The following is a 12,664-nucleotide window of genomic DNA, read 5'->3' on the forward strand; positions in this document are numbered from 1 at the left end:
GGATTGTCTGGCATTTATTTTATGTAAACCCTTTCAAAACCTCCTTCCATAAATCATAGGAAAGAAATGCAGCACATAAGCTCTTTCATTTGTTGATTCTACTAAATAATTCCTAAACTGAAAACCTGACAAATTACAGTATTTTTTCTAATTAATATCTATTTTCTAACTGTTCAATGACAGTTCTTGTCTGAATGCTAAGGAGAAAACTGGAATGATGGAGATCTTCACTTGAGATAGAGGTCTTCAATGGCGGGGATATTATCATTAAGGAAGGCTTTGGCTTACATATTCCTCCCTTCATTATCAAACAATGAGATCACAGAAGTTACGGGGAGGGAATCATGATGAAGGTACAGAGAAAGAATTATCGATTCATTGCAGGTATCATGGCATTATTGATTGTGTTTTACGCAGGCATATCGGGAGGAGGGCCTACAGCGGCAGCTTCAGAGTCCACATCGAATCACAAACGGTTAGCGATTATCATCGATGATGTTGGTAATGACATGAAGGGTACGGCAGAGATCCTGGCGATGCCAGTTAAACTAACGGTAGCGGTCATGCCTTTTTTGCCAACAACAAAAAAAGATGCGATAGCTGCACATGAAAAGGGGATGGATGTGATTGTGCACATGCCCATGGAACCCAAGAAAGGACGACCTGAATGGCTGGGCCCGGGTGCAATCACATCCAATCTAACAGATGAAGAAGTCCGCTCACGCGTGGAGAAAGCGATTGATGATGTGCCCCACGCCATTGGCATGAACAATCATATGGGTTCCAAAATTACTTCGGACAAACGCATCATGTCCATTGTGCTCGATGTATGCAAGGAGCGGGGCCTCTTCTTTGTAGACAGCCGTACGAACTTTCGCTCTGTGGTGGGGGAACTGGCCATATCCAAAAACATGCCACCTGTAGGTAATGACATTTTCCTGGATGATCAAAACTCCAAGCAACACATTCGCAAGCAACTGGATCTGGCTGCTCAGCGTGCGATCGATAAGGATATCTGTGTTGTCATTGGTCATGTCGGCCATTCAGGGATGAACACATCCGCAGTAATTCGTGAATCCGTCTCCCGTCTGCAAAATCAGGTTCAATTTGTAGGGATCGGTGATCTGGTTCGAGATGTGTGGCAATGGCAGTCTGCTCCTACACTACCGACAGATAATAAATAATACCATTGGCAATGGACTGGGCGATTCGTTTTTGCTCAGCGGGGTCATTCATTCTGGCTCGATCTTCTGCATTGCTCAAAAATCCGGTTTCAACGATGACGGCAGGTTGCTTCACGTAATTCAATATATAAAAGGGCTTGCCCCATACAACCCCGTGCTCCGTTCCGTACAACTTGTTCATGGCATCCTGAATGGATTGGGCCAGCAAATAACTCCTGCCTTCTTTCTGGTGCAGTACCACCGGGCCGTGTGCTGTCGATCGGGGACTCCAGTTCGCATGAATGCTGACCACGATATCTGTACTTACTTCTTCGCTAAGGCTTTTACGTTGGGCAAGATCTCTGGTATGACGGGAGCGGCTGTTCAGCCAGCGGTTCTCATCACTAAGTGCATAATCACCAAGTCGATTGATGATAACGGCATAACCTTTGCTGCGAAGCAGGAGATAGACCTTTTGGCTAATGGCCAGGTTGATATCTTTTTCCAGCACACCTTGGGCTGACGTACCACCGTCAATACCGCCATGGCCTACGTCGAGCAGGATAACGGGTGCTGCAAAGGCATGATGGCTTGAGCGATAAGCATCTCCATCGGTCACCGGTAGCATGGATGGACTGTTCTGGGACGGGGCTGCTTTTCCATAAGCGACATGGGGCAGCATGGGAAGGCAATAGAAGCTGATTAACAAGGCTACCGAAGCGGTCAGCAGCTTATACATGGGAATACACACTCCTTCATGAAATAGGTATCGAATGCAGATTAATGACTCAATGGATACCTTTGGCATTAGACTGTGCATTCTGAGAGTTTTCATACTTCTTTCAATAAAAAAATGTTTAACCAGTACACATCCTGCACACAATAGAACTATCGTAAGCTCCGCGAATGTGCAGGAGCGAAGGAGGCAGAGGTTATGGCCAAAAGTGATGAGTTGGTAAAATACATTACGCAGCGTGTTGTTCATTATATCGATACGCCGAAGGATGAGCGGAAAGGTCGCACCAAAAGGAAAGAGCCGTGGGCGATGAAGTGGTTTGGTATGATCCCTTTTGCTGTATCCCTGTGGGTGGGGAAAAAGGAAAAAGAATTTGATGCACAGTCTCATAAACGAAGTTCTTCGGGTAAAGGGTGACTATCCCTTACCTATTTCACTAATGGTAAACCAAAAGACGCAATCCCTTAATAAACGGGAAGGCGTCTTATTTGTTGTCGATGTTTTTAGTTTTACAGGTTATCTGACTGTATGTTAAGAATTTGCTGATGATCAAGGATTTACGAGGTGAAAATGGCCATCGTGCTGCAATGTGCTCAAAGGGACAAAGCGTTGAATGGATGATGTTCCACCTAGCGCTACATATAGAATGGACTCTGCTTCCTGATCTGTGTGCCACAGCTGATAACCGCTAACGGGTAAAGGACCGCCGTATACAACGTTACGATCACCCGCTGAGAAAACAATCTCTTGATTCTTCCCGTGTTGTATCACATCTTGTGCCTGGTCGGCAGCAACAGGTTTGGAGGTAATCCACAACAGATTGTCAGCCGGGTTGAAGACGGGTCGGAGATGATGTGGATCGACTGATAAAGATGGCGTTGTGGATAAATCAGTTATGCTGGCAGAGTTCTGTTTGGAATCAGCCTCCAGCAGGTTCAGAAACTCTGACGGCAGTACATCTCCGTTCGTAGCATCAATATAAAGTGCAGGATGGTTAGGTTGTTCCACTTTCCAATAAGCCAGCAGAGGAAGAGCATAGCCAAGATGAAGCTCTCCTCCGCCAGCAAGCAATGCCTCAAGGTTCACATGTTGTTGATCCAGGGCTTGTCCAAGAAGTTCATTGTTGTATGGTGACTGTTCTCCATGACCATATTCACTAAGCATCAACTGACCCTGCTCTGTGGCCGTAATAATCATATATCCGACAGGTTTGCCTTCAAACTCAGCTTGTACGAGCCAGCTATGTAAACCTGGCCCCAGAGGGTAGAAGTTCAGGTCGGCGTCCTTCCAATGCGCTTCGCCGTTAGCTGTATCAAGTGTAACAGCTTGTTGCTCTGCAAACTGTTGCACAGCAGCGGGAGCTAGCTTTTCAGTCTGAATGGCATGATGTTTGGGACTATGCTCTGTTGATGATACGGGGGATAGCGAAGAGGTTTTTAGTTCCTCTGCATTGGCTATCGACCAAAAAGAGAATAGGGCAAGACAACTGAGCAAGCCCAAGGTTATACAGGTTGTTTTCCGAGCGTTGTTCCAACATGTATGAAAGAATCGTTTCAAATTTACACCTACTTTTCATTTATCCGTTACCTGAGCGGGTCCTAGTTTCATTCTAGGGGACAGGCTATGCAAAGGTTGCCGCAACCTGTCGGGCAGCTGATCATGAATAAACACTACTTTTGCCAGCATTTGCAGGAAAAGTAGTGTCTTCGTCTATCTTAAGTGAAACATGCCGCTGCTAATGGCAGTCACTTTCACTTTGGGTTCATATTGCCAGATCATCTCGGTCCGGCGTGTCTCATACTGCAGTTTCATAGCTTCACGATCGATTACCGCCTGTTTTGCTTTCTCTTCTTCGGCATCTGTCTCGGAGTCGATCGGTACTGCGGCCTCTGCCGCCAGTTCTACATCTGTTCCAATGGGTTTAGCGTTAGTTATATCCAGAACGTTTTTCAGTGGTGCAGGTGACGTGCGGTCAGAAGGGACATTCTCCGTGTCTGAGGTTATGTTACCTGGTGATTCTACCTCAGGCGTATCTTCCCGGAGTACCGCCTCATAGTAGGTGTCCAACACGTCCAGCTCCAGATCAAGCCGCTCTTGGGCTTTCTCTGCCCAGCTATAATCGAGTTCCAGCAAGCGGTTCGTCAAATGAGATTCCAAAGCAGCTCCGGCATCAAATAACGAAACTTTAGCTGTCTGTACATGCATGTTCTCCGCAAGCCTTGGACTGAGATCACGTCGGTTCAGCTTGGTGCCGAATTTTTCTATAATTTCACCCGAGCGAAGGGAGATGCCGAGAAAATGCAATTCCTCCCGTTTCAAATCACAGGCGAATTCCACCTTGAAACACACACCAAGCCAAGGCTCATATACGGCTGGCGCTGTAGCCCGCAATTGCCGTTTGGCAGCCTGTTCGAACAGGTTCACGAAGGCACCGCCTTCACGGGCAGCGCCGAAAATCTGCTGGAGTCTGCGACTGCCATACACCACTTCTTCACGCAATATTCGTCCTGGCCCCAGCTGTGGCAGCGATGGCGTAATACCGAAGTAACGGCCTAGAATAGTTTCTTTTGGTGGCTCGCCTTGAGGACTGCTGTTGGTTACGCCATTCGTTCCATCAGGAGGTGATGCTTGCGCAGCTTTGGCTTCTGCTGCCTCAATGGCCTGCTGATAACTGTCAGAATCAAATATAAATGTAAAGGACATCGTCTCAGCGGGGGCTCCGGTTCGTTCCACGAACCCCCAATAATAGGGGCGATTGGTCAACGCTTTGTCCGCCTCAGGTGAGAGTTTGACTGTAACATGGGCAGGGGAACGCTCCATAATCTGACAATCCAGTGCTTCCAGATAGGTGAGAACATAAGCCTGCACTTCATGGGGAGACATGGTCATGAGTTAGCTACCTCCTTTGCGAAGATCCAACAACCCGGATACGGCAGGCCCTTCATCTGAAACCTCACGTTGAATAGAGTTCAGCGATTGTCCAAGTGAATCCATTTTACGGCGAATATCTTCATCAGTTTGTGATTCCAGCATGATTTTGTACAAACTTTTCTCAATAGACTCCTTCTTCTCCAACCGTTCCAGAATGACATCCAGCCCGCCGATCACCATCTCAAACATATTGATCTTCTCATGCAGCAGATTCAGAATATGTTCCTCAATAGTTCCAGTCGTTGATAAATTGAAGATGTTCACGTCATTTTGCTGTCCCAGCCGGTGTACCCGACCGATCCGCTGCTCTACCCGCATAGGGTTCCAAGGCAGATCAAAGTTGATCATATGATGGCAAAATTGCAAATTGATGCCCTCACCACCTGCTTCGGTTGCAATCATGGCCTGCACACGCCCGCGGAAGAGATCCATCATCCAGTCTTTTTTGCCTCGATTCATGCCACCCCGATAGGGTACAGCCGTAAGCCCATTGTTGCGGAAATAGTTTAGCAGATACTCCTGCGTGGCCCGGTATTCGGTGAAGATAATTACTTTTTCATTCATGTTCCGTACCAGCTCCATCGTTTTCTCCGCTTTGGTATTCTCCTTGATCGCTTTAATATGGGCAACGAGTTCCCAAATCTTGTCGCGAAGGGGAGAGTCCAGCGGAAGTTTCTTCGACAGATTAACCAGTGTTACGAATACCGCATCTCGACTGCTGCACACTTCACGCTGCAATGTAACAAGGGAGAGCATGCTGCTTAGGTTGCCGCCAGCTTCCTGGTACTGGTCTTTAACAAAGGAAGTCACGCCATCATAAAGCGCTTGTTCTTCGGGCGATAGTTGCAGATTCACGTTGGAGACGTTCCGTTTGGTAAATTGAACGGGGCCTTCGCCGCGGCGGTTACGAATCATGACTTTGGATAACTCGTTCTTAAGCTGTTCCTGATTTTTCGGAACCCGCTTGTCTACAACAAAGTTGGCCGCAAAGTCACCCTGACGACCCAGTTGACCGGGCTTCAGCAGGTTGATCAGATTGAACAATTCACTCATATCGTTCTGCACAGGTGTAGCTGTAAGCAGCAGACAATACTTTTTGCGCAATTTCAGCATGAATTGATAGTTGGTTGTTTTCTTGTTTTTGAGCTTATGAGCCTCGTCAATAATAATCATGTCGTAATCGGTATTCAGCAGCATATCTTTATGCGGGTCACGTTTGGCTGTATCCATGGAAGCAACAACCACTTCATTCTGCCAGGAATAGGCCTTTTTCTGGGCAATAGCAGGGATGCCAAATTTTGAATTCAACTCCCGTACCCATTGCAACACAAGAGAGGCTGGCACGAGAATGAGTACCTTGGATACGAGACCCCGAACCATATATTCTTTCAGAATGAGACCGGCTTCAATGGTTTTGCCCAGACCCACCTCATCGGCGAGAATGGCCCGGCCTGACATTTCAAATAATACTCTGCGTGCAGTGTCCATCTGGTGAGGGAGTGGGGTAAGGCCTTGTAGATGCTTCAGACATTGGATCTCGTCAAAATTGGGAATCAGGTTGGTCTCTTCGGCTTGAATACCGAGTTGAAAGAGTCGGTAATCCCCCCAAGGACCTCCTTTATCCAGTCGTGATTCCAACTGATTGATCCAGCTCCGATCAAATTCCAAAGGAACGGGCAGTTCGGCTACAGGTTGATTCGTGTGGTGCGGGTTTTTCCGGTTCATGGTGCTTCCTCCCCTGCCATACGTGATGACGTTTTATTCGTAGGTAATAGTATGGACGAATGAGAGTCAGTTCATAACTATGTGGGTTCAAATAAGGAATATTTACACTTGTCACTCCGATGACAGAATAACCTTCCGATCGCTGTTATCCCCAGATTTCTTTGATTCCCTTTTCTGGAGGGGGAAATCCGGGGATAAAGGCGAACGCTTCGCTTCTTCAGGTTATTTCTGTCCTCTCCGTTCTTGTGTAAAAAGTTTAGTTGAACCAATATGAACTACAGTTTATTTGCAAGAAGTTTGTTCGAGCAGGGGAGTCTATAAAAATAAGGTCTATGATAAAAGTCATATGGATAATCAATATATGGTGTATTATACTGAATTCATATCACTATATGTGGTGTTTCATCATAATTTACTTATATAGTGAAAATGTAGCGTTATTCGGGGAGGTTGAACGTAGCGATGAAATCAAACCAACGATCGTACCAATTAGAGGGACTCAGCGAAAAAATATTTCTGGACCGATACGCCTGGAAAGATGCTGATCCGAATCATGCCAAGGTCGGTGATGTGGTATTGGTTTTAACAAAGGATGATCCCAAGTTTCCAACCAAGGAAGTGGGCGAAATCATAGAACGTCAGGGTCAGCTTGTACAGGTAAGAACTCGAAGCGGAGAGATGATCGAGACAAGTGTGGAGAAATTGACACTCAACATAGAAAAAACACCGGAAGAGATGTGGGACCGTCTTGCCAAAGCGATGGCTTCTGTCGAATCCACAGCCGATCAGCGGGCAACGTGGGAGTCCAAGTTCCGCTCCGTGTTGGAAGATTGGAAGTTAGTACCTGGAGGCCGCATTGCTGCGGGTGCGGGGGCAAGTGACGAGTTAACACTCTTCAATTGTTATGTCATTCCGTCTCCGCAAGACAGTCGGGGTGGCATCATGAGAACTTTGACCGAGATGACGGAGATTATGGCACGTGGGGGAGGCGTTGGCATTAATTTGTCCTCTTTGCGTCCCCGCCGAGCGGTGGTGAAAGGTGTCAACGGATCATCCAGCGGTTCCGTATCGTGGGGCGGATTGTTCAGTTATACGACTGGACTGATTGAACAGGGCGGAAGCCGCCGGGGTGCGCTCATGCTGATGATGAATGACTGGCATCCGGATGTGCTTGATTTTATTACCGTGAAACAAACGATGGGACAGGTGACGAATGCCAATCTGTCTGTATGTGTGAGTAACGCATTTATGGAGGCTGTCAAGCAGGACGGAGATTGGGATTTGGTTTTCCCCGATACGAACGATCCGGACTACGACACCGAGTGGAACGGGGATATGCAGCAATGGAAAGCCGCACCAGGTCATTCGGTGGTGCACTATCGTACGCTGAAGGCTCGCGAAATCTGGCATACCATTATTGAATCAGCCTGGAAATCGGCAGAGCCTGGTGTGGTATTCATGGAGTACTACAACCAGATGTCCAACAGCTGGTACTTCAATCCGATTATCTGTACTAATCCTTGTTTTCATCCAAAGACCAGAATTACAACTGAATACGGACTTATAACAATAGAAGAACTTTATAACCGGACAGCAGGCAAATCATTTCTAGTTGGAACAGATCATCGTCTTGTTGAGCAGGCAAAGATTGTAGGTGGCAGATCATATGAAATTCCGGGATTGCATTTGAGAACAGCAAGCGTTTATCCAACCGGAATAAAAGAGACGTTAACAATTCACCTTCAAAATGGATTGGAAATTAGCGTGACATCTGACCATCAGTTATATACTAATTCAGGTTGGAAACAAGCTAAAGACTTGACCTCCGAAGACTATATCTATATCCAATCGGCCGAAGGAGCTTTTGCCAAGGAAGATCAGCTAGGAGAGGAATGGGGACTGTTCCTGGGATGGTTAACCGGAGATGGCTGGGTCTCTAAGCGTGGTGAGGTTGGTATGGTTTTTGGTGCAGAGGATGAGGAAGTTATTCCACGGTTGATTGATGCTGGAGAAAAAATATCAGGCGTAAGAGCAAAAGTATATCAAAGAACAAATGGAACAAAACAAGTGTATTGGTGGCGCAAAAAGCTGATTGAAGAAATTGTAAGATTAGGTGTGAAGGCAGTTAAGGGACCTGAGAAGGAAGTTCCAGAAATGATATTTACTTCATCTAAAAAAACCATTACGGCTTTTTTACAGGCTTTATTTAGTGCGGATGGTACTGTATACGAAAGAGATGAGATGCATCGTACCGCAAGATTGACTTCATCTTCCAAAAAACTATTGCAGGGCGTTCAGCTACTTTTGCTGAACTATGGAATCAACAGCTCTATTTACGCACGCCCTAAGTCATCACAAGCCATATTTAAATACACAACAAAAGATGGAGATCACAGGACATATTCCAGTAATGGTTTCTACGAATTGGTCGTGTCAGGGAACAATTTACTTGTGTTTAAAGAGAAGATTGGTTTTAAATATGTAACAAGAAAACAGGATGCTTTAGAACGAATCGCCAGACCTTCTAGAAAATCAGAAAAGTTTATGTCGAAAGTTAAAAAAATAGAAAAGGGAGAGCAAGTAACTGTATATGACATAACTGAGCCTGTGACTCACTCCCTGATTGCTGGTGGAATTGTTGCTCATAACTGCGGGGAACAAGGCCTGCCTGGCTGGGGTGTATGTAATCTGTCAGCAATCAATTTGTCCAAATTCTACGATGAAACAAATCATGATGTGGCATGGGATGAACTGGCAGAAACCACTCGTATCTCGGCTAGATTTTTGGACAATGTCATCGATGCAACACCATATCATTTTGAGGAAAATAGACTGAATCAGCAGCGTGAACGCCGGGTTGGGCTTGGCACAATGGGATTAGCAGAGCTGATGATTAAGCTGCGTATACGATATGGCAGTCCTGAATCCCTTGAATTTCTGGATAAACTGTATGGATTCATGGCAAAGGAGGCCTACCTGGCATCGGCAGAGATTGCAGCAGAGAAGGGTGCTTTCCCAGCATTTGAAGCTGAACCGTACTTACAGAGTGGATTTATGAAAAACATGGTTGCGATGTACCCTGAAGTGGGGGAGGCCATTCGTAAAAAGGGCATTCGAAATGTCACACTGATCACACAAGCGCCAACGGGCAGTACAGGTACGATGGTGGGCACATCAACAGGTATTGAGCCGTATTTCGCCTTCAAGTATTTCCGTCAAAGCCGTCTAGGTTATGATGAACAGTTCGTACCGATTGCACAAGATTGGCTGGATGAACATCCGGGTGAAGCTTTACCTGACTATTATGTGACGGCGATGGATCTGTCGGCTGAGAATCATATCCGCGTGCAGGCTGCGATTCAGCAATGGGTGGATAGCTCCATCTCGAAGACGGCCAACTGTCCGGCTGATTTTACGGTAGAGGATACGGCTGAGCTGTACGAACTGGCCTTCGACCTTGGCTGCAAGGGAGTAACGATATATCGCGACGGCAGCAGGGATGTGCAGGTGTTGTCCACGTCGAATAAGGAAGAGACCAAGGCCGAAGATCAGAACACGGCGGAAGCTGAAGAGAAGACAGTCGTATCTGCAATAGAAAACCCGGATGATGCGGAAGGGCAGGCAAGTGATGGAACTTCCAATAGCCAGGTTGGTGTTAGAACGCAATCTTCCGATCAAGTCCCTTCCTCTTCTACAGTGCTGGATAAACAATATAGAAGCCGTCCTCAGGTACTGCGTGGTGCAACATACAAAATCAATACGCCATTCGGTATGGCTTACATTACGATCAATGATCTGGAGGGAACGCCGGGTGAGATCTTCCTGAACGTGGGCAAAGCGGGATCGGACGTGTTTGCCATGGCTGAGGCACTCGGTCGAGTATGCTCTCTATTCCTTCGATACGGAGACCATGGGCACAAGGTTGAACTGTTGATCAAACATCTCAAGGGAATTGGTGGTTCGGGAGCGATTGGCTTCGGAGCCAACAGGGTTGAATCGATTGCTGATGCAGTCGCCAAAGCATTGGAAAGTCATGTACAGAGCAATGCTCAGGAGAACGAAACTGGAGCATTACAAGAACAGAGTCAAGTGGAGAGCACGTATCCAAAAGTGGAGGATCAGAAAACCTTTATCGAATCGAGAGATTTATGTCCTTCATGCGGCTCGGCATCCCTGATGAATGTGGAAGGTTGCAAAACATGCAGCAACTGTGGGTACAGTAAATGCAATTAAATATCTTTTGAAAAAAAGAGAAAAAGAAAAGGCACTCCTGACTCCATCATGAAGTCAGGAATGCCTTTTCGTCATTTAGCTAACTAACACCAATCCTGGCATCGATCTGCAAGTGATTGCAATTCATTAAATACAACACTAGCATGGTAGCCGTCGCACACGGCGTGATGTAACTGAACGGATAAGGGAAGATGTACTTTATCGTTCTGTTGAACATATTTTCCCATCGTGAAAATAGGCAACAAGTAGGTTCCCTCATTGTAAATATTCAGATTAAATCCCGTAAAGTTCACCCAAGGAATACTGGAAACGGGAAATGTATTCGGTGGTTCATTGGGTTTGGCAACAAATTGTTTGTGATCTTTGTAATTCTTCATATCTTCCAGATAACGATTGTGGAACGTCTCGAAATCTTCATGGAATGCTGTCCAGATCGTTGAGAAACTTTTGTCGTCCTCATGAAAAATCGTATAACTCGGAGACATTTCGTCCCAGTAGCCCAATCTTCCCTCGGCGTCAAAACAAGTTCGAAATTCTCTGTGTGCATTGACAACCGTAGAGATCATGTGAATAAGAGCGGGATAGAACTTCAATCCTTTAAACTTCAGTTCGTTGATCAATAGAGTGATATCCAGATTAGCAGTTATGCTGTAGGTACATCTGACCTGATTCAAGTAGTGGTCAAAGTATGGCTTTCGATCCCACTGATCTAACACGATTGAATTAAACATAAGTTATAACCTCCTAAATTTGAATAATGTCTTTATTTAGGAGGTATATTTGACTGATTTGACCATATCCTATCACATTCCCAGTATCGTATTTTTAGAAATTGACCATCTCAGTATAACATGATACTGAATGTGTCGCTTATAGCGAAATCCTCTGCAAAACGCTTTTTCAACCTGTTTCTTTCCTTTATAATTAAAGTTGTCTTTATAACGAAGAAGAGAGGGGATTAGATGCGTCAGCCGATAGAAGAACCTATATTTTATTCTTATCCTGGAATGGTAGCGGTGGTGACTTCACGTCATGAGGGAGTCCAGAATGTGATGGCGTCCGGATGGCATACATACATCGGATCATCACCAGGCGTATACGGCATCTCCCTTCGTAAGGAAACATACTCCTATGAACTCATTGAGAAGAGTGGCGTATTCGGCGTTCATTTCCTGCCAGGTCATCGATCGGAGTGGATTCAAGCTGCAGGAACGTTCAGTGGAAGAGATACGGATAAATTCACAAGATTCGGCATTCCGTATGAGGAAGGAATCAAGGTAAGTGTACCCATTTTGACAGATGCTTATTTTGCTTATGAATGCAAGGTTATGGAGATTACGACATATGGTGACCATGAATGGATTGCAGGCGAAGTATTGCAGCGATATCAGGATCAGAAGTACTTTCTGGAGAACGGAATGGTTGATCTGGAGAAGTTGCAAATCCCAATGTACACAGGACGTTCAGCATACCGGATCATGGATGCGAGGACAGAAGAAAAGATTCACCCGTTCCACCTCTAGGGTCCTAGGCAAGAAGAAGCAATTATGAGCAAAACTTTCAATCCGGTCTGACATAGGTTTATAATGGATATTGGCTGCTGAGCAAGTCGGCAGCCTTTTGTTATGAATTCAATTGTTTCAATCGATGTGTGCGTGGGTATGCTGGTTTGCGCAAGCGGGACAGGTAATTTTAGCCACTCGATGAAAAGTACTATATTTAACGACAAAATTAGAGTATGATTTTACAGCTATATGAGCTGGCAGGAAAGGTTACATCGGTTTAATCGTTTGTAACTATTCCTGTAAAGTATGAGGCTTATATCGGGCGCATAATGCTAAACGTGAACTCACGAATGAATATAAATAATATCGTA

9 protein-coding genes are annotated in these 12,664 nt (G+C 45.7%); 4 read left to right on the forward strand and 5 right to left on the reverse strand.

Annotation, left to right across the window (positions count from 1 at the left end; genetic code table 11):
- Positions 1 to 344: 344 nt before the first annotated feature.
- Complete coding sequence (locus MHI12_RS10315; protein ID WP_405172307.1) at positions 345 to 1,184, forward strand: divergent polysaccharide deacetylase family protein; 840 nt, start codon at positions 345 to 347, stop codon at positions 1,182 to 1,184.
- On the opposite strand, the gene MHI12_RS10320 is transcribed toward MHI12_RS10315, so the two are convergent.
- The gene (locus MHI12_RS10320; protein ID WP_405172308.1) at positions 1,159 to 1,902 is read right to left on the reverse strand and encodes an N-acetylmuramoyl-L-alanine amidase; all 744 of its coding nucleotides are present in this window, start codon (positions 1,900 to 1,902) and stop codon (positions 1,159 to 1,161) included. The genes MHI12_RS10315 and MHI12_RS10320 overlap by 26 nt on opposite strands.
- A 195-nt stretch (positions 1,903 to 2,097) precedes the next feature.
- Between MHI12_RS10320 and MHI12_RS10325 the strand changes: the two genes are divergently transcribed.
- Positions 2,098 to 2,316 carry a YqzE family protein gene (locus MHI12_RS10325; protein ID WP_405172309.1) on the forward strand — a complete coding sequence of 73 codons (219 nt, stop codon included), beginning with the start codon at positions 2,098 to 2,100 and terminating at the stop codon, positions 2,314 to 2,316.
- 132 nt (positions 2,317 to 2,448) lie between these two features.
- On the opposite strand, the gene MHI12_RS10330 is transcribed toward MHI12_RS10325, so the two are convergent.
- The 3 genes from MHI12_RS10330 to MHI12_RS10340 all read right to left on the reverse strand — a co-directional run bounded on the left by MHI12_RS10330 (position 2,449) and on the right by MHI12_RS10340 (position 6,555).
- Entirely contained in the window at positions 2,449 to 3,456 is a 1,008-nt protein-coding gene (locus MHI12_RS10330; protein WP_405172310.1) for a hypothetical protein, read from the reverse strand.
- Positions 3,457 to 3,609: 153 nt separating this feature from the next.
- A complete protein-coding gene (locus tag MHI12_RS10335; RefSeq protein WP_405172311.1) occupies positions 3,610 to 4,788 on the reverse strand; it encodes a YqhG family protein in 1,179 nt (392 codons plus the stop codon).
- A gap of 3 nt (positions 4,789 to 4,791) precedes the next feature.
- Positions 4,792 to 6,555, reverse strand: a complete 1,764-nt coding sequence (locus MHI12_RS10340) for a DEAD/DEAH box helicase (protein ID WP_091017478.1) — start codon at positions 6,553 to 6,555, stop codon at positions 4,792 to 4,794.
- Positions 6,556 to 7,017: 462 nt separating this feature from the next.
- Between MHI12_RS10340 and MHI12_RS10345 the strand changes: the two genes are divergently transcribed.
- Positions 7,018 to 10,788 carry an LAGLIDADG family homing endonuclease gene (locus tag MHI12_RS10345; protein ID WP_405172312.1) on the forward strand — a complete coding sequence of 1,257 codons (3,771 nt, stop codon included), beginning with the start codon at positions 7,018 to 7,020 and terminating at the stop codon, positions 10,786 to 10,788.
- Positions 10,789 to 10,871: 83 nt separating this feature from the next.
- Here MHI12_RS10345 and catA read toward each other — a convergent pair whose 3' ends face one another.
- Entirely contained in the window at positions 10,872 to 11,519 is a 648-nt protein-coding gene (catA, locus tag MHI12_RS10350; RefSeq protein WP_405172313.1) for a type A chloramphenicol O-acetyltransferase, read from the reverse strand.
- A gap of 231 nt (positions 11,520 to 11,750) precedes the next feature.
- Here catA and MHI12_RS10355 point away from each other — a divergent pair, with 231 nt between their 5' ends.
- Positions 11,751 to 12,311 (forward strand): flavin reductase family protein, encoded by a 561-nt coding sequence (locus MHI12_RS10355; RefSeq protein ID WP_076318443.1) that lies wholly within the window; start codon positions 11,751 to 11,753, stop codon positions 12,309 to 12,311.
- The last annotated feature ends 353 nt before the right edge of the window (positions 12,312 to 12,664 follow it).

Origin of the sequence: Paenibacillus sp. FSL H8-0280, from assembly GCF_045040665.1 — a bacterium.
Taxonomy (GTDB): domain Bacteria; phylum Bacillota; class Bacilli; order Paenibacillales; family Paenibacillaceae; genus Paenibacillus; species Paenibacillus xylanexedens_A.